This is a genomic window from Acinetobacter piscicola (assembly GCF_002233755.1).
In the GTDB taxonomy this organism is placed as follows: Bacteria; Pseudomonadota; Gammaproteobacteria; order Pseudomonadales; family Moraxellaceae; genus Acinetobacter; species Acinetobacter piscicola.
This window is the reverse complement of the sequence record NZ_KZ268704.1, coordinates 137,268-156,181: the sequence shown is the minus strand read 5'-3', so window position 1 is coordinate 156,181 and position 18,914 is coordinate 137,268. Positions and strand designations below refer to the sequence as shown.

Annotated in this window: 16 protein-coding genes, 1 tRNA gene and 1 pseudogene; 9 read left to right on the top strand and 9 right to left on the bottom strand. The window is 35.6% G+C overall.

Features of this window, described 5'->3' with window-relative positions; translation table 11 throughout:
* Positions 1-55: 55 nt before the first annotated feature.
* Genes greB through gmtY form a run of 4 tightly spaced genes read right to left on the bottom strand, consistent with a single transcriptional unit; the run spans position 56 to position 5,202 of the window.
* Complete coding sequence (gene greB, locus CDA10_RS00685) at positions 56-529, bottom strand: transcription elongation factor GreB (protein WP_089603605.1); 474 nt, start codon at positions 527-529, stop codon at positions 56-58.
* Positions 526-1,137 (bottom strand): gamma-mobile-trio protein GmtX, encoded by a 612-nt coding sequence (gene gmtX / locus CDA10_RS00680; RefSeq protein ID WP_089603604.1) that lies wholly within the window; start codon positions 1,135-1,137, stop codon positions 526-528. The genes greB and gmtX overlap by 4 nt, the downstream gene beginning before the upstream one ends.
* On the bottom strand, positions 1,127-3,895 hold the full coding sequence (gene gmtZ, locus CDA10_RS00675; RefSeq protein ID WP_089603603.1) for a gamma-mobile-trio integrase GmtZ: 2,769 nt from the start codon (positions 3,893-3,895) through the stop codon (positions 1,127-1,129). Before gmtZ ends, gmtX begins: the two co-directional genes overlap by 11 nt.
* Positions 3,892-5,202, bottom strand: a complete 1,311-nt coding sequence (gmtY, locus tag CDA10_RS00670; RefSeq protein WP_089603602.1) for a gamma-mobile-trio recombinase GmtY — start codon at positions 5,200-5,202, stop codon at positions 3,892-3,894. The genes gmtZ and gmtY overlap by 4 nt, the downstream gene beginning before the upstream one ends.
* Before the next feature lie 469 nt (positions 5,203-5,671).
* On the opposite strand from gmtY, the gene CDA10_RS00665 reads away from it, so the two are divergent.
* On the top strand, positions 5,672-6,289 hold the full coding sequence (locus tag CDA10_RS00665; protein ID WP_089603601.1) for a hypothetical protein: 618 nt from the start codon (positions 5,672-5,674) through the stop codon (positions 6,287-6,289).
* A gap of 317 nt (positions 6,290-6,606) precedes the next feature.
* On the opposite strand, the gene CDA10_RS00660 is transcribed toward CDA10_RS00665, so the two are convergent.
* Positions 6,607-6,804: an acetyltransferase gene (locus tag CDA10_RS00660; protein WP_089603600.1), complete on the bottom strand. Its 198-nt coding sequence runs from the start codon at positions 6,802-6,804 to the stop codon at positions 6,607-6,609.
* 714 nt (positions 6,805-7,518) lie between these two features.
* On the opposite strand from CDA10_RS00660, the pseudogene CDA10_RS00655 reads away from it, so the two are divergent.
* Together CDA10_RS00655 and CDA10_RS00650 are read left to right on the top strand one after the other, a co-directional pair.
* Positions 7,519-7,872: pseudogene (locus CDA10_RS00655) on the top strand (GreA/GreB family elongation factor); the annotation flags it as partial.
* 90 nt (positions 7,873-7,962) lie between these two features.
* Positions 7,963-8,052 (top strand) — tRNA-Ser (locus tag CDA10_RS00650).
* A gap of 202 nt (positions 8,053-8,254) precedes the next feature.
* On the opposite strand, the gene CDA10_RS00645 is transcribed toward CDA10_RS00650, so the two are convergent.
* Together CDA10_RS00645 and CDA10_RS00640 are read right to left on the bottom strand one after the other, a co-directional pair.
* Positions 8,255-9,253, bottom strand: a complete 999-nt coding sequence (locus tag CDA10_RS00645) for an NADP-dependent oxidoreductase (RefSeq protein WP_089603599.1) — start codon at positions 9,251-9,253, stop codon at positions 8,255-8,257.
* A 489-nt stretch (positions 9,254-9,742) separates the two neighbouring features.
* Positions 9,743-10,558, bottom strand: coding sequence for an oxidoreductase (locus CDA10_RS00640; protein WP_089603598.1), 816 nt, complete (start codon positions 10,556-10,558; stop codon positions 9,743-9,745).
* Positions 10,559-10,939: 381 nt separating this feature from the next.
* Here CDA10_RS00640 and CDA10_RS00635 point away from each other — a divergent pair, with 381 nt between their 5' ends.
* The 4 genes from CDA10_RS00635 to CDA10_RS00620 are packed head-to-tail and all read left to right on the top strand — an operon-like array spanning position 10,940 to position 14,389.
* Positions 10,940-11,788 (top strand): alpha/beta fold hydrolase, encoded by an 849-nt coding sequence (locus tag CDA10_RS00635; protein WP_228704579.1) that lies wholly within the window; start codon positions 10,940-10,942, stop codon positions 11,786-11,788.
* A 39-nt stretch (positions 11,789-11,827) separates the two neighbouring features.
* Positions 11,828-12,691, top strand: a complete 864-nt coding sequence (locus CDA10_RS00630) for an alpha/beta fold hydrolase (RefSeq protein ID WP_089603596.1) — start codon at positions 11,828-11,830, stop codon at positions 12,689-12,691.
* A 51-nt stretch (positions 12,692-12,742) separates the two neighbouring features.
* Positions 12,743-13,129: a helicase gene (locus tag CDA10_RS00625; protein ID WP_089603770.1), complete on the top strand. Its 387-nt coding sequence runs from the start codon at positions 12,743-12,745 to the stop codon at positions 13,127-13,129.
* A gap of 9 nt (positions 13,130-13,138) precedes the next feature.
* Positions 13,139-14,389 (top strand): NADH:flavin oxidoreductase/NADH oxidase family protein, encoded by a 1,251-nt coding sequence (locus tag CDA10_RS00620; RefSeq protein ID WP_089603595.1) that lies wholly within the window; start codon positions 13,139-13,141, stop codon positions 14,387-14,389.
* A 366-nt stretch (positions 14,390-14,755) separates the two neighbouring features.
* Here the strand turns inward: CDA10_RS00620 and CDA10_RS00615 are convergent, their stop codons facing one another.
* Together CDA10_RS00615 and CDA10_RS00610 are read right to left on the bottom strand one after the other, a co-directional pair.
* Positions 14,756-15,196: a winged helix-turn-helix transcriptional regulator gene (locus CDA10_RS00615; RefSeq protein ID WP_089603594.1), complete on the bottom strand. Its 441-nt coding sequence runs from the start codon at positions 15,194-15,196 to the stop codon at positions 14,756-14,758.
* A gap of 484 nt (positions 15,197-15,680) precedes the next feature.
* The gene (locus CDA10_RS00610) at positions 15,681-16,103 is read right to left on the bottom strand and encodes an Lrp/AsnC family transcriptional regulator (RefSeq protein ID WP_089603769.1); all 423 of its coding nucleotides are present in this window, start codon (positions 16,101-16,103) and stop codon (positions 15,681-15,683) included.
* Between the two features lie 225 nt (positions 16,104-16,328).
* Between CDA10_RS00610 and CDA10_RS00605 the strand changes: the two genes are divergently transcribed.
* Together CDA10_RS00605 and CDA10_RS00600 are read left to right on the top strand one after the other, a co-directional pair.
* Entirely contained in the window at positions 16,329-17,600 is a 1,272-nt protein-coding gene (locus tag CDA10_RS00605; RefSeq protein ID WP_089603593.1) for a Glu/Leu/Phe/Val family dehydrogenase, read from the top strand.
* Positions 17,601-17,695: 95 nt separating this feature from the next.
* Positions 17,696-18,901, top strand: coding sequence for an aspartate aminotransferase family protein (locus tag CDA10_RS00600; protein WP_089603592.1), 1,206 nt, complete (start codon positions 17,696-17,698; stop codon positions 18,899-18,901).
* The last annotated feature ends 13 nt before the right edge of the window (positions 18,902-18,914 follow it).

Here is an 18,914-nt window from a genome sequence, read left to right as displayed (position 1 = left end):
GAAAAATATATAACACTTAATATTAAATTTAACACATTGTTAATATTTAATTGATTCAAATCACATAATTAATTTTTACAATATACCAGGCTTTTTTTCCTTTTGGTGTCTGTACTTGAATTTCATCATCTACAGACTTGCCTAAACAAGCCTTTGCTATGGGTGACTGGAGTGAAATATAATCTTTACGACCATATATTTCTTCATCGCCTACAATGCGAAATTTGATAGTTCCACTTTCATCATTTTCCAATTCGACCCACGCACCAAAATAAGCTTTTCCATCTTGTTCAGGACTATATTCTACTTTATATGCAACCTCAAAAAGTTTAGTTAAGTATCTAATTCTACGATCAATCTCACGTAACTTTCTTTTATTATAAATATAATCAGCGTTCTCAGACCTATCGCCGAGACTGGCTGCCCAAGACACAATTTTTGTTATTTCAGGGCGTTCTTTACGAACTAAATCATTTAACTCATCTTGTAAGCGTTGATAACCTTCAGCCGTTAATAATTTACGATTCAAGACAAGTACTCCAAAGCCTTACGTAAGGCATCTAATGTTGAAACTTTAAAAACAGGCTTATTGGACTCATCTACAAGCTCACCAAAATGAGTTGGTTTTAGATTCCATTTTTTTTGGAAGTCTGTAGACAATAAATACTGTAATGCTCGTACTTCTTGATCAGAAAGCTTAAAAGATTCATCGGGTATCATATTCTTATGATCATAAATATCAATCCTTTGTTTGGGTGGAATGATTTCACGGATCATTTGTTGAGCTTCTTTTAACTCAGATGCCATAATTCGTACAAGCAATTGATGCTTGGGATTTTGAATTTCTTCAATCCACGCATTGTCTGTTTGAGATGGTTTAGACAATTTAGGTTTCTGTGATGAAACATCTACAAAGCTTTGAATTAGTGCTCTATATTTTTCACCTGTCTTATTTCTGATGCTTTGCGCTTTAGGAACTCCTCGATTAAATCCTAAATTAGCAATCGTACTTACAGAAAAATCCTGAATTCCACGTTCCTGTTGCTCTATACATACTTCATAGATTGCATCTAGTGATTGTTGGATTTTAAGTGATGAGCCGTGTTTTAATTTATTTAGTAACTCTTCAGGATTCATGACTAGCCTCAATCAAAGTTGGTGAATTATGTAGAATGATCTCAATTTCTGATTTTGAAATTTGTTCATTTTCAGAAAGCTCGATCAATTTAAGCTTGCCATCTATAACACTTTGTACTTTATCCCAAGATTTGAGGCGACTTATTAATAATTTAAAAATTTGATTGCCTGCCGAAAGTTGCTGTTCTTTAGATAACATGAATAAAGCAGGCATAATTTCATTAAACATTGCCATTTTATCAATGAGCTGAGTCCTTGGATAAATAGCTTGATCTGCATTACAAGATTTATAAATGACTGCATTTTCACAGACTTCTTGTAATTGTTGATAATGGCTCACTTCTTCCATTTCTAATATCAATTCAGCATTAGGGGCTGTAATTAAGGAGAGTTTTTCATCGCTCTCTATAAGGGGATTGTTATTGATGAGCTTGTGGCATTTTGTAATATGACTATATGCTGCTTGAATATCACACAAAAGCATATCCAATTTCTTAGCAGCAGTTTCATATTCTGATTCGAAATTTCGAAGTTCAGTCTCGAGCTTTGATCTTTTCGAAGCACCTTCAAATTTTTCTTTCTTCAAATTAGCTATATATTCTTCTTTTTCAATATTATCAATATCTTGATTAATCTGATTGATTTTAAGTTGTAACTTTGAGCATATTTCAGATTGATCATTGGATTGGAGTAATATCTCATTTGTTATTGCCAATAAACCGCCTATAAAAGCTGGTCCTGTAATGAAATGCCTGCAACGGATACAATTCTGAGTACCTAAATAACCTTGAGGTGTTGGGGTGTAGAATGAACTACTTTTAATTAACTCTCCACCATCCTCACATCTTGAAGCTGCAAAAGGGCAGATTCCATAATCTCTGAAAATATAATTACCCGCAGGAACCTCATTAGATAAAGCTTGTAGTAACTCCAAATTACTTCCGACCAATTGGTTTTTGACACTTTCAATCTTGTTTTGCTCAATTGTTCTTTGAATAGATTCAACTTCAGATTTTAGGGCTATTTTTTCACCTTCCTCTAATCGTGTTCTGATGTCATGATTGGAAACTTTACAATAATAGATCGACATGATCACAGAGCTATGCCCAACGATTTTCATCACGATTTCAATAGGCATACCCATTTCAAGGACATAAGCTGTAATGAGGCTAACACGCATACTATGAGGTGTATATTTGGACTTATACGTAGTGAGAATAGCTCTATTTCCTTCAAGCGTAGCTAAGCAAAGATTTGAAGGTTGTATATTATAAAGAGCAGCTGCTAATCTCGGAGTCAAAGCATTTCCAATATTTGCTGGCTCAAAATCATTAAAGCGCCTAAAAAGAAAACAATTTAATCCTTTGGCTTTTAGTTGTACTTCATTTAAGTTTGTTCTTTGGCAATCAATCCAAGCACTCGGATATGAGATAGGATTATATTTTTGTTGCCATTTTCGTAGCCTAATTAACCAATATGCTAAATCTTCAGGTATCCACGGAATTGTGTAACCTTGCCCATTGTTATTTGTTTTATTTGTGGTGGTAAAAATACCTGTCTGACCATCAGGCATCCTTTTAATAAACGATTGTTCTTTAGTCAAACCCGAAAGTGGGGAACTATTCTTTTCCCAAATAATTTTATTTTGTGAATCTAATTCAGCTAAATATTCATCAGCTTCACCTGAATCATTATAGGCAATTTGACGACCACGTAATGGCACTTTGGTGAGTGCATAAGTATGAATCCAGTCTGTTGGGCACCATAAGTATGCTTGATTATCAACTACACGATAAACACAATCAGGGTCATAAATATCTAATTGATCAAAACTTACTTTTACCCAATCTGCATCAAATTTATGAAGTTGCTCTAAATCTTGGAAGCTTTTTGCATTGGATGGAATAATCCATTCTTGGGCTTTTTTGACAAAATGATATTGTAAGCATGGCTTTGTCGTTTCAGAACGAATTGAGCTAGATGATATATTTTGTTGATTGAGTAAAAGGGAGAACGGATTTCGAGCATTATCGACTCGTACTATTTCGCCTGTTTCTTCATCTTCAATCGTTAAATCATTATCAATAATGTAATCTAAGAATTCATTGACATAAACAACGAGTTTTCTCCTCATCGGTTCAGATTCTATATTTTCAAGAATATCTCGAAAGGGTTTTACATCGAATTTTTCCTGTATGAGAAAAGCATGTGGTGTTTTGCTTTTATCAAATCGTTCGATATAAAGACGGACGAAACGACAGAGCTGAGTTTCTTTAGTGCCACCACCACGGGCTTTAGTCATGAATTCTTTGATTTTAATTGCCCAAGTTATAAAGCTTGGTGAAATAAAATCAGGTTTAAACGGTTCAGTTTTACCTAAAAATTTGTACCAATTTTCCCATTCATTTAGATATGCAGTCTGTGGATCAAGTGGAAGGCTTGGATCATTTAATTTTAAAATAAAAATTTTGTATTCTTTAGCATTTTTAAGATTTTTGCTTTCTATCAAATTTTTTAGTTCAAGGTATGAAATAAAATCGACTATATCAAAAAATTCTTTATAGCTGATCCATTCGTCATAAATTCTTTCAGGGTGTGCAGGTAGTCCATATTCTTTGTAACTTTGTTTATATGATACGGAATTGGTAATACCAACATTTTTACAGAATTGCTTTAAAGAATCCAAATCTGGAAAAGTCGAAAACTCCTTATTAAATCGTTTACTTTCAATTTGTCTGATAGCTTGAGGTTTAATCATTTAATCGCTCTCAACTTTTCTTGTACTTCTTCAATTGTTGGTTTGATATAAACAAGGCACGAAGTTGGACTTTTATGATGCATGGCTTTTTGAATTTCGACTTGATTTAAACCAGCCTGACGTGCTCGAAATCCATATGCATGACGATGACCATGCTCGGTCGTACCAAGAGCTTTTTTACAAATTAGTCCGATACGCTCTACTGCACGTTTATGCAGTCGTTGAAAGTTTTTTATAGTTTCAGGCTCCCCTAGCGTATTTGTAAATGCGAAAGGGTGTGGATTACTTTTTGATGGTTCAATTCTTTGAAATTTTAAATAATTTGCCCATATTAATAAAAATTCTTTAGCTTTATCTGGTGGATTAAATACAACCTCAAAATAACCTTGTTTAGATGTAAGTAATGGGTTTTTCCATCCTGCATATAAACGTTCTGTAAATGGGTAATTATTTCTTGGTTTGAACGGTGTTGTGGATAAAAGAAATTCACGTCTATTTTTGAAATGAGGATATGGAGATACACCTAATTCAGGATGATAAACACGAACAAGAGCCTCTTGAGGGCGATTTGGGTTTAATGTGATATCCGAAGTGTAAATATGAAAAATTTCACTTTTTCTAAGCCCACCATAATTCATCAACATCGTAATCGCTTGCGATTTATAGTCATATTGTCCATTTTTTTCAAATCCTAAGTAAATCAACCTTTCAATTTGATCTTCAGGAAAACGAACTGCATATTCAAAATCAATCAGATCCTCAGTGAACGAGCCAACCAAACGAATTTGCTGTTGTGATAAATCTTTTTTAGTTAAATGATTCAGAAAGACATGTGCTTGCTTATGATAATAAGCACACCAATTTAGACGCTCTTCATAACTTGTAGCTTTGCGAAATGGATTTACACGAATTGTTGAATGTTCATCCTGCAGCATCAGAAAATCTGTGTAATGAGTAATGTGAAACAATAGATTATTGGTATCTCTGACTGTGCGTGGTCGCCAATAAAGTTCAAGAGTATCAATACGGGTTGTTGGATCAATTGTTCCTGTGATTAAAGCTTCAGTGAAAGCTTTGAGTAATTTAGTAGCATTATCAATTTTTGGAACAGAATTTATATATTTCAATAAAATTTTGAGTGCATAGCATGATCGTTCTTTCCATGATTCGCTTTTATAGTTAAACCATGCTAAGTACCTAGTATGGGAAATTATGATTCCTTTCTCAGTTAATAAACTAGGTAACGTGAAAATGCTATTAGTGGTGCAATCTATGTAATTGACATATATTTTCTTTATATATGACATAATACTACAATCCAATAATTATTTTAATAAATTTATTTTAAATTAAAATAATGTCAATAAGGAATTAAGTTAAAATATATTTTATTTGTTAATTTTTATTATTTTAAATTTTGAAATATGGTATGTGTTTATAATGTGTTTTGGGTTGGTGGTGTGGTATATGTTTATAATGTAATTCTAATTTTTTAAATGGATTTATTTTATTTTTAAATTAGAAGTTAAATGACAGTTGATGTGAAATTATTGACACATGTTTCGAGATTGTTAAATAACTTAAAAAATAGAGTCTAAATGGCTCTATTATATATATATCATTTCTGAAAAAATTGAAGATGAAAATGTGCCCGCTGCTGGAGTTGTTAACAATAGCTCGATTAAGATAAAACCAGTGCAAAAGTAGTCTTGAATAAGCCTCTCAATACATTGAAAATTAGAGCATAAAATAATTTGGGGTTACAGGCAGAATACAATGGAAATAATCACGCTCATAACAATATTAGGGATTGTCATTTTAGTGATTTATCTCAAACTTAGCGCCAAAAACCGTCAATGGCATTTGGATGAAAAAGGCGTGATGAAACATGAACGGATTGAGTACACAACATTCAATAAAATTGATGAAAAAGACTTTCAATGGATACCTGACGTTGTAAAAAAATATTTCCTCGAAGGTCATGCCACTGTGCGGAAATATGGCAGTGAGGCGAAAAATATTCTGATCGTGAACAGCTCGATTTATTATCACCAATACTTAATTCGTGAAGAAGGCACAGGTGAAATGATGCTGCATGGGTGGGATGCCATTATGGACAGTGTATTGTATGTAGAGAAGCGCAATGACGATAGCTACTGCATGTATCTGTTCAGACCGTGCGAGATTAACTTGCAAAATCATAATTTGTTTTTTAAAGGTAGATTTGTGGAAGGTACGATTGCTGACTTGAAGCAAGGTTTTGATGCATGGCAGGCAGCGCAAAAGGATTTTGTGAAAATACATCAAGATAAGGTAGATATACTCAAAAATAATATCATCGCTAAACAAAAAAAATATGACACTGAGGTTTATAAGCATTCTGAATTTAATTAATTAATCCGCAAATTAAATCAAGAAAACTAAAAATTTCTTGATTTAATTAAGAAAATTAATCTCATATTATCTGTCATTTACAATTAGCATTAAAACATATGAAATTAATTTTTTAGATCTTATGATTTTTCTTAAATTCAATATTGATGGTTTTTTCACGGCTTGGTTGTACAAAACTATCCCTAAAGAGAATTACGTATACCTCATATTCATGCCATGCCTTAAAATTTAGTTGCTTGGGTAAGTATTAACTTTTAAATCTTTGTATAATAAAGCAGTTTTAATGTGGAAAATAACTATCAAAAATGACTTTTTATCTAAGTTTCATGTGTGAAATGTCTTCGAAACTCACATTTCAGATAAACGCTTAAACGCTTAAATGCTTTTTGATGGCGAATTAAAATTAATTTTGTCAGTGATTTAATCATTTCTTCTCCCATTTTTCCGTTCAAATCTAGCCTTTTTGTTGCTTTAATTGCTGGTCTAGGAATAATTTCAACACCGTATTTTTTCACTTTTAAATCTCCTTACAATGAATAGAATTTCAAACCCAGAAAAGCTACTGAATTTAGTGTTTCTAAAGCAATACCACCGATTTATTTACAGTTGTATTCTTCTAAACTAGAAAATAAAGAATTCCAATCCTTATCACAAAAGCCATCGAAAGTGCAATTCGGCTTGCCAGATCAAAATCATGCACTGCGCCGAGACTGCTGCATAAGCATGCAATTTTCGGATTTTGATAGTTTATTAAAACCTACACTTTAATTGAGTTGAAACAGGCTTATTTAATTGGTCAATCATTAAATAGAGATTATACATGAAATTTTTGTATATGAATCACAAGGGATTATATTACGATAATTTAGTAATCGAGAGGTTTTTTCTCAAATTTGAAAGTAGAGCGAGTATAGCAACAATATTATGCAAATCATTAGGGGATTAAAGATATTAGTCTTTATATCAAGGTGTTTTATAATAAATTTTTTTAAATTCAATATTGGGTTTTTTCTTACCAAGAAACTGAAAGAAAAATATAATCAATGATTTGATTCATATGTCTGATTTTATTTAATCTTTACAGTTCGAGAAAGTGATAATTGGAAATAACTCATCAAATATACTATTTATTATATAGTTAGGGGTGTTTACATATTTTTATGTATATATTTTTTTGGGTTTTTTTTCTAAAGACATTGTAAATAGTATGTTCTGTAATGGGGTTGTAATATCAATATAATAAACAAATACTTAGGAAAATTGATCGACGCGTAAGATATTTAGGTAAGCGCTTAGAAGAGCTTAGGATTATTGATTTTTCTCCTGAGCAGGAAGGAAAAGTATATTTTGGTGCATGGGTTGAAATTGAAAATGATGAAGGAGAGTTGAAAACTTTACGTATTGTAGGTGTTGATGAAATTTATGATCATCATCCGCAGCATATTTCGATAGACTCACCAATCGCACGTGCCTTGCTGTCCAAACAAGTGAATGATGAAGTTGAAGTTGTTACTCCGCTAGGAAAGAAGCTTTGGTACATCAACTCAATTCGATATGAAAAGCTTGAAAATTCAGCAAATTAGTCGTTATTGATTTTATTTTGTACATTTGATTGAAAAAATGTTTAAAAAGATTTGCCAAGTTCGAATTTTATTTATATGATAGCCGCCATTGGAAGCGTGGCAGAGCGGTTTAATGCACCGGTCTTGAAAACCGACGAGGGTGTGAGTCCTCCGTGAGTTCGAATCTCACCGCTTCCGCCAAATATCTAAATAAGCCCTTGTTATTACAAGGGCTTATTTTTTATCTGTGCTTTTACCCTTCAACTTACCCCACATCAAAATTTGGATTGGATCGGCTTTTTTGAGTCGTACTTGGAGGGGTAAGGAATACGGTTTAAAAAACTGTATCTAAATCTAACTATATTTAGTGCCAATATAAGAGACAGAATCCTAGGTTCTCATATTAATCTGCAATTTTTAAGACGACTTTACCTTTTGCTCGTCCAGTATTCACATATTGAAAAGCATCTTTAATCTCCGGAAATGTATAAGTCTTATCAACGATTGGATTTATTTTCCCAGACTCGACTAACTTTGAAATTTCAGATAGTTGCTGACCATTTGGTTGCATAAACAAAAATGAGTAAGTAATTCCTCTTTTTTTGGCTTTATTTCGGATTGACCAACTTAAAAGGGGGATAATACATTTCAGTAACCAATTTGCATGGATTGCTTCTGCGAACTCGCGATCAGGTGGACCCGAGATACTGATAATACGACCACCGCGTTTAAGGACATTTAGAGATTTCTCTAAAGTTTTTCCACCTTGTGTATCTAACACTACGTCATAGTCTTTAAGTTCTTGTTCAAAATCAGTGGTTTTGTAGTCAATGATAATGTCTGCACCTAATGTTTTGACCCATTGAGCGTTTTTACCACTTGTGGTTGTCGCAACAGTCGCACCTAAGTGTTTCGCAAGCTGAATAGCGATTGAACCAACACCGCCAGAACCAGCATGAATAAGCACTTTTTGTCCCGCTTGAACCTTCGCAATTTCAACCAAGGCCTGCCATGCAGTCAATGAAACAAGAGGGAGAGAGGCTGCGAGTTCCATAGAAATATTTTGAGGTTTTAGAGCCAGTGAAGATTGCTGAACTACAGTATATTCAGCAAAAGCACCATTTTGGTCAGTCTTGGCATACACTTCATCTCCAGTTTTAAAATGTTTAACATTTACGCCAACTTGGACAACTGTACCTGCAAAATCATTACCTAAAATAAAAGGAAACTTTACAGGTAGAATTGCCTTAAATTCACCTTCTAAAACCCTTAAATCCAGTGGATTAATACTTGCTGCATGTATTTTGACAAGTACATCATTCTCTGTAATCAATGGTTTAGATTGTTCATCCAGTTGTACATCATCAATATTGCCATAACGGTTTATGTAGGCTGCTTTCATATAAGACCTCAATTGGTTTGCTTTTTGTTTTAATGTTTTACACGTGTAAATCTACATTAAATTTTCAGACTAGGTTGCATATCAGACTCTTTAGTTAAAGCTTAAAAGTATATTCGAGTCATCAACAATGTTTATTTTTTATCATAATCCAAATAATAGATAGTTACTACTAAAAAGATAGTTACATTTATGGAATTAGTTCATCAGTTTGATTAAATAAAACGATTTTTAATCTAATGAGCTTATTACATAGATACAAAGGTGAATAATTTTTATCATCATTTTCTTATTTTTATAAATATAAATTATTGATTTATTAAGGTATATAATGTCATTGAATACTAGTGTGAGTTGAATATAACGCTTGAGATATTAGCTTAAAATTTGATCTCAAAGTGCTTTTTAACTGAGAAGTTATGAATAGAGGAAAATTGAATAAAAAAGCCATACCCGTTTAGACATGGCTTTAATACTATAGCTTGATTTTACTTAAGCCTTTGAAAGTTTCAGTCCTTTTTGAATAGCAAAGTATGAGATTTTTGAAGGGATAAGCTGCCTAAATAATCTAAAGCCTAATGCAGATTTTCCTGTCGTATAGTTAAGATTTGGAGAGGTTTTAGAGATAACAAGTAACACCTTATTCGCTACGATACTTGGATCATCCGACTTTTCCATTAGTTCTTCCATGATTCGATGTTGCTGAGTACGGACAGTATCATAGTGTGGAATTTTCAAGTCTGCCTCAAGTAAATGAGCATCTAAAGATGTCTTTGTCTGAGCTGGCTCAATAACACTCACATGAATATTTTGTGACCTTAATTCATGACTCAAAGCCTCAGAATATCCACGAATCGCATGTTTCGTTGACGAATAAAGTGCCCAATAAGGTAATGGGAAAAATCCCATTACAGAGCCAATATTAATAATTTGTCCGCCGCCTTGTTGACGCATATGTGGGATTACAGCCTGAGTCATACGAACCATACCAAAAAAATTGGTGTTAAAAATTGATTGCGCTTGTGCCATTGAACTTTCTTCAGCGGCGGCTGGTGCGATAGCAAATCCTGCATTATTGATGAGCACATCAATATGACCTTCTAAATCTATGACTTTTTGAACGGCTGATTTAACTGAATGATCATGTGTAACATCTAAATCAATCATCTTAAAGGGGAATGATTGATGTGATTTTGTCACTTTTCGACTTGTACCATAAACAATATATCCAGCTTGATAGAGCTTTTCAGCGATAGCATAACCTATACCTAGGGATGCACCTGTAATTAAAATAACTTTGTTTTTCATGGGATTTTCCTAAATTAACTTCTTTTTTTGATAAGTTTTTTAATCCAACGGACTTATCGAAATATCATCATAATGAAAAAAAATTAAAGTTACTACTAAAAAGATAGTGACTATTTAAAATTACTCCTGTATTGTTAGTATTAATTCGATAGTAACTATTTTTACTATAGATGTGTGTGCAGACCAGCTCAAGATATGAATGATTCCGAAAGTATGAGGTTCTTATTCTTAGGGTAGCGGTTTAGATATTAATCTTACTTTAGGTAATTAATCATGCGTGGCTTACTCAAAAAAAGTCTGATTTCAATGGTTTTAGCTGTATCTAGTTCAATCTATGCGGATGTAAATACGGCTATTACCCCAAATTCAGGAGTGACGGTAATGACGGAAAAACAATATCAATGGACAACTGTTCCAACTCAGTTCATTTCAGCAGATGGTATTAATTTCGCCTATCGAGAGTATGGGCAACAAAATGGTGGAACTCCCATCATCTTCTTAAATCATTTAGCTGCTGTATTGGACAATTGGGATCCACGAATCATTGATGGTATTGCAGCAAAACATCATGTCGTTATTTTTGATAATCGTGGTGTCGGCGCATCAACTGGTGAGCCAGCAAAGTCCATTGAACAAATGGCTGATGACGCCATTACTTTTATTCAAGCAAAAGGATTTAAACAGGTTGATTTATTTGGTTTTTCAATGGGTGGCATGATTTCGCAAGAGATCGTTCTTAAACAACCAAACTTGATTCGTAAAATGATTTTATCGGGAACTGGACCTGCGGGTGGTACTGGAATTAGTATAGTGGGGCGAGTTTCAAATTGGGATTTAGTTCGTGGTATGACGACGCATCAAGATCCTAAAGTTTATTTATTTTTTACGCGTACAGATAATGGCAAAGCTGCTGCAAAAGAATTTGTGCAGCGTATAAATGAACGCACTGAAAATCGTGACAAAGAGATTACCATTTCTGCATATCGTGCCCAGCTTAAAGCATTGAAAAAATGGGGAAATAAGAAACCTGCTGACCTTTCAGTTATTCAACAACCCGTCTTAGTTGCCAACGGTGATTATGACCGTATGGTTCCAACAGTGAATACCTACGACTTAGCAAAACGCCTCCCAAATAGCTCGCTCATTATCTATCCAGATGCAGGTCATGGCGGAATATTTCAGTTTAATCAAGATTTTGTAAAACAATCGCTCACGTTCTTGGCTAAATAAATTTAGACCCAATCAGATATTTAAATGAGGATAATAAAGATGACTGCAATTACACATCAAACAGCTGAAACCCAGTTTATAGAAGTTAATGGAGCAACTTTTGCCTATCGTCGCTGGGGTAATGCAAATACAGAGCAACCTCCTCTATTTTTTCTTCAGCATTTCCGAGGTGGTTTAGATAATTGGGATCCATTGATTACAGATGGGTTAGCAGCAGGGCGAGAAGTCATTTTGTTTAATGGTCGTGGTGTCGCTTCATCCACAGGTCAGCCACGCACTCGCATTGAAGATATGGCTGATGATGCTGCCGCAGTAATTCGTGCATTGGATTTAAACCAAGTGGATCTACTTGGATTCTCACTGGGAGGATTTCAGGCACAGGATTTAGTACATCGTCATCCTGAACTGGTCAGAAAATTAATGCTTTTGGGTACAGGTCCACGAGGTGGAAAACCACGTGGTGATGACCCAGATGTACCTGCTTTGGTCTTGAAGCATGCAACTAGTGCAGTGCCTTCCGAAGAGGACTTTCTATTTTTATTCTTTGGTCGATCAAAGGCCGCAATTCAAGCAGGTCGTGATTTTTGGCAACGTCGCCATCAACGTAAAGATCAGGATCCAGCAAGTTCAGTCGACGTGATGCAGGCTCAGATTGAAGCCAATATGCACTTTTTACCGAAACTTGATGAACAAGATCCATTTGCTCATTTACGTGAGATTAAACAGCCAACTTTTATCCTCAATGGTGTGGATGATGTGATGATTCCGACCATCAATGCCTATCAGATGGCACTTAATATTCCAAATGCACAGCTGTTTATTTATCCCGATGCAGGGCATGGCGCACAGTTTCAGTATCCAGAACGCTTCATTAAGCATGCCATACAGTTTCTAGATGAGTAATCGATCAAAATTTCCTTAGTGTTTTTATATATTGATGAACTGAGAGCTAAAATGATGAAATTTAAATTATTACTGTGGATGCTGACTAAGCTGTTACAACGGGCTGTGAAAACCAATCCGAAATGTGCCACATACGTGAAAGATAGAAATGTCACATTCCAAATCCAGACGGCAAGTGGTGAAGGGCGTTATTTTGAAGTTAAAAATGGCAAGATAAGTTCTCACGCAGGACAAACCCAATCTCCAAGTTTTACCTTTACTTTTAAAACAGGTAGTACGGGTTTTGCAGTGTTGTCAGCTAAAGACAGTGTCAATACGTTTCTAACTGCTCTTAGAACAGAGGATCTTGTGATTACTGGAAACTTTGTAGATGTGATGTGGTTTCAAAGTTTAGTGGACTTTATTCAACCTCATTCTAAATTATCTTCAACTGTGTGAGCGAAGCCCATGACTCATTTACCATTAAAAACGAATCTCCTAAATCAGCCTTTAACTTTACCGAATGGTGTGGTGATTCCAAATCGCTTGGCTAAAGCAGCAACCAGTGAAACCTTAGCCACCTATTCCAATAATCCAACTGAAAAGCATATACGTTTATATCAACGCTGGGCGTCATCAGGGATTGGAATGATTATCACGGGCAACATTATGATTGATCGACGTGCCTTAGGTGAACCAGGAAATGTTGTGATTGAAGATGAGCGTGATTTCGAAATTTTAAAGAAATGGGCAAAAAGTGTTACTGAACAAGGTTCACAATTGTGGGCACAACTCAATCATCCGGGGAAACAATCACCAAAAGGATTAAATGCTCGTAATATTTCTGCATCAGCAGTGCCATTTGGTACCGAAATGCAATCTTTATTTGCTACCCCCGATGAAGCAACTCATGATGAAATCATAGAGATTATTCAACGCTTTGGTCGTAGTGCAGTGATATGTAAAAATGCAGGATTTAGTGGTGTTGAAATCCATGCCGCACATGGATATTTGATTAATCAATTCTTATCACCATTACATAATTTAAGAACTGATGAATGGGGCGGTACACCTGAAAAACGTCGTAAGTTTCTAATGGACGTTTATACAGAAATACGAAAACAGGTCGGTGCAGATTTTCCTATAGCCATAAAACTTAATTCAGCTGATTTCCAAAAGGGTGGATTTACTGAAGAGGATTCTTTAGAGGTTATTAAGGCATTAGCAGCCGCAGGGATTGATCTGATTGAAATTTCAGGTGGTACTTATGAGTCTGGTGTAGCTAAAGCACCGCAGAAATCTTCAACCATTGCGCGTGAAGCATTTTTTATTGATTTTGCTGAAAAAGTGAGAAAGCATGTAACAACACCATTAATGGTTACAGGTGGCTTTAGAAGTGCGCAGGGAATGAATCAAGCGTTAGAATCTAATGCATTTGATGTTGTCGGAATTGCAAGGCTTATGGCAATAGATCCAGATGCAGCAAAATATTTGTTAGCAGGAATGGATAGCAAACAAAAGGTTCAACCTATCAAAACAGGAATTAAAAAGATTGATCATCTTGGGATTATGGAAGTGCTGTGGTACACCCAACAACTTAACCGTATTGCTCAAGGTAAAGCACCAAAACCTAAACAGAGTGGGTTATGGGCATTTATCAAGTCAGTTTTACGCAGTGGTTGGGGAACGTATGCGACGCAGCGTACTCGAATAAAATGATGAATTGGTTATTAAAATAAACCGCATGAAAAAGCACTCAATACGAGTGCTTTTTATATTTAACCTGAGTTCGGGATAAGATATATTCCTAACTATATGATACGCGTGAACGTCAGTTGCATTGTTCGAGGCAGAGCTACATCTGTAATATACTGTTTTTGCAATATATTAGGTACTTGATGGTATCTGTCGAGTTGGCGACTGACAAATGGTTTTGCCCTTGCGTGGCAGTGCCACTCATCCCGAAAGAAAAGTAGGTCGAACCGAAGGTTAATCCTTACATTTGACTTTAAACGGTAAGACTCCGCTGTATCTGATCAATCTTTTCAATAACTTACATCAGAGTTTATCCCGAACTGACGTTATTTATTTACTTTGTTGGTGAATAAGTCGTGTACCAATTTCCGCACCAGTCACCTGATCGATCACAATAGGCTTAATTTCAGTACCATTCTCAGCATCAATAAATGTGACCATTTCTTCAGGATGCTCATAAGGTTTGTGCTTACGTCCCCATGCACCAATCACAAATAAAACAGGGAGAAAATCTTGGCCTGCTTGAGTGAGTACATATTCTTCACGTGGAGGATGTTCTGAATATTGTCTTTTTTCAAGTAAACCTTCATCGACTAAAACGGATAAACGTTTCGTTAGCATTGTGGGAGCAATGCCTAAACTTTTACGAAATTGATCAAAGCGTGTAAATCCTGCATGTGCATCTCGTAATATCAACATGCTCCAAGCATCACCCAAAACGGATAAACTTCTGGCAATTGGGCAGATTTCAAGGCTGGTATTTTTACTCATAAGAATTAATAAATTTAAAAGTAACTACTAAAATAATAGTAACATGTTTTAATATTCTAAACTATATCGTTTAGAGGGAAATTGAAGTTGATATTCATTCACAAGTACTAAATCATAGAAAGTTAATGACGGTGATATATTCCCGAACTTTAAAAATAATTGGGGAATTGTGTATTGGCAGTTTAGTGGAGGAAGAATAAATCTTAGATTAGCGTTTAAAGTGCAACACCATGCTCTTGGAATAGTACCTGACTTGAGCTTCTAAATCTGAGTCTTTTTCTTGGGTAGTAGTTTAGTTTTGTGATGATCTCTTCAATAAAATCAATTCAAACTAAAAGCTTAAAAAGATTCCATTGACGAGTATCCCTATTTTTCCATATTGAGTATGCCGCTTTCTTTTTTGAAATACTCTAGCTGATTTTTAGTGTTACGTATATTTTAGGTAAATATTTTTAAAAACAAAATTTACTCTAAAACACAATCTTTAAGTCTTATAAGTCGACAATAAAATGCTGGTTTCACTATTATAAATTCCTGCAATATTTCTAATTCTTTCAAGTGCTTTATCAAAATTCTCAAGACTGTCCGCTTGCAGTTCTACTAAAAGATCCCATTTCCCATTGGTCGTATGTAGACGCTCAACGGTTGACTCTAAACGTAACTCCCGAATGACAGCCTGTGCTTTCGTTCCTTCAACCATAATATTCATCCAAGCACGAATAATATTCTTTTCCGTATTTGGGCGGAAACGTACGGTATAACCCGTAATGATCCCTGTGGATTCCATATATTCAATACGTTTTTGCACAGTTGCTCTAGATACGCGTGTTTTTGCAGCCAGATCTGTAATTGAAATTCGAGCATTGTCTTTGAGTAATCCTAAGATAATATGATCAATATTGTTCATTTTGATATTTACCATTAGCAAATTGATAAAAATTAACTCATTTTAATCATTAAAACAAATTTTGTGAATCAATTTGATTCTTAATAATAATGAGTATTCGAAGTCCCAATATCTCAAGTTCAATCAAATGAAAAGATCTATATTGACAATGGACGATGAGATGAACAGAAACCTTTGAAAAAAGGGTCTGTAGATAACAGGGACAATTGGTTAATTAAGGAATACATGATGTCTTTATCATATACGGCTCAAAACAGTGCGTGGCAAACTTATCTTACTCAAATTGATCGAGTAACCCCTTATTTAGACGCTGATCTCAGTAATTTCGTCAATACGCTAAAACGTCCAAAGCGTACGCTCATTGTAGATGTTCCAATCGTCATGGATGATGGAACAATTCGTCATTTCGAAGGCTACCGTGTACAACACAATTTATCTCGTGGGCCAGGTAAAGGTGGTATTCGTTATCATCAAGATGTTGAATTAAATGAAGTTATGGCGTTGTCTGCATGGATGACGATCAAAACTGCGGTACTTAACCTTCCATTCGGTGGCGCGAAAGGCGGTGTTCGAGTGAATCCGAAAGAACTTTCAACACGTGAATTAGAGCGTTTGACTCGTCGTTTTACCAGTGAAATCAGTTCAATTATTGGTCCTCAAATTGATATTCCTGCACCAGATGTTGGTACAAATGCCAATATCATGGGTTGGATGATGGATACTTATTCAAGTATCAAAGGTCATACAGTGACAGGTGTTGTGACTGGTAAACCAGTACATTTGGGTGGTTCACTTGGACGTGTACGTGCAACAGGTCGCGGCGTATTTGTTACAGGTTTAGAAGTTGCAAAAAGAATTAACTTAACTATTGCTGGCAGCAAAATTGCAGTTCAAGGCTTTGGTAACGTAGGTAATGAAGCGGCTTATTTATTTAGCCATGCTCAAGCGCTAGTCGTTTGTGTGCAAGACCACACCGGGACTATTTTTAATGCTGAAGGCTTTAATGTAAAAGCATTACAAAAACATGTTGCAGAACATGGTGGTGTGATGGGCTTTGCTGATGCAACTGTGATTACAGATGAAGAGTTTTGGGATGTTGATATGGACATTCTTATTCCAGCAGCATTGGAAGGTCAGATTACCGTTGAACGTGCGCAAAAATTGAAAGCCAAAATCGTACTTGAAGGTGCGAATGGTCCAACTTATCCAGAAGCGGATGACGTTTTTGTTAGTCGTAATATTACTGTTGTTCCAGACGTGATCTGTAACGCAGGTGGTGTAACCGTGAGTTATTTTGAATGGGTTCAAGATATGGCGAGTTACTTCTGGAGTGAAGATGAGATCAATGAACGTCTTGATAAATTGATGATTCAAGCGATGGGTGATGTTTGGAACACAGCAGAAGCGAAAGATTGTAGCTTGCGTACAGCGGCATATATTCTTGCTTGTGAACGTATTCTTAAAGCGCGTAAAGAACGCGGTATTTTCCCAGGATAATTGGATTTCAGGTCCGATCCCACAAAGCTAAAAACTAGGGCGAGTTGGAGATCCAATACGCCCTAACAATACTAAACAGGAAGTGAGTAAATAAAATGAGTGATGTAGCAATTACACGTAGTAACTTTAATGATTGGATGGTTCCCGTTTTTGCTCCAGCAAATTTCATTTTAGTTCGTGGCGAAGGTTCACGTATTTGGGATCAAAACGATAAAGAATATATTGATTTCGCGGGCGGAATTGCTGTTAACGCACTAGGTCATGCACATCCTGTCGCTGTGAAAGCGCTTACTGACCAAGCACAAAAGCTTTGGCATATTGGTAATGGTTATACCAATGAACCTGTTTTAGCACTTGCTAAACAATTGGTTGAAAATACATTTGCAGACAAAGTATTTTTCTGTAACTCAGGTGCAGAAGCCAACGAAGCAGCATTAAAACTTGCACGTAAAGTCGGTTTGTTGAGCGGTAACCCAAACAAAAATCATATCGTTGCATTTAAAAATGCATTCCACGGTCGTACTTTATTCACCGTGACTGCGGGTGGTCAACCTAAGTATTCTCAAGATTTTGCGCCATTACCAGGTGGCATTGAACATACTGCATTTAATGATTTAGAAGCAGCTAAAGCTGTGATTACTGACGACACTTGTGCAGTCATTGTTGAACCAATTCAAGGTGAAGGTGGTGTTTTACCAGCAGATATCGAATTCCTCAAAGGTTTACGTACACTGTGTGACGAAAAAGGTGCAGTCCTGATTTTTGATGAAGTACAAACAGGTGTGGGACGCACAGGTTCACTTTATGCCTACATGAATACAGGTGTAACACCAGACATTCTAACGACTGCTAAAGCATTAGGTGGTGGCTTCCCAATTGGTGCAATGATCGCGACAGACAAGTATGCCAATATGTATGCAGTAGGTGATCACGGTACGACCTACGGTGGTAATCCATTGGCATGTGCAGTTGCTGGCGCAGTATTTGAATTTATCAATACACCTGAAGTTTTAGACGGTGTAAAACAACGTCACCAATATTTCCTAGAAGCTTTAAACAAGATCAATGCTGAATATGGTTTGTTTAAAGAAATTCGTGGTCAAGGCTTGTTGATCGGTTGTGTACTTAAAGATGAGTATGCAGGCAAAGCGAAAAATATCGTGACCTTAGCAGGTGAAGAAGGTGTTTTGGCTTTAGTTGCTGGCCCTGATGTTGTGCGTTTTACGCCGTCACTGATTATTCCAATGGAAGATATTGATGAAGGTCTAAATCGTTTTGCTCGTGCTTTAGCACGTCTCTAAATCTTTTGTGAGC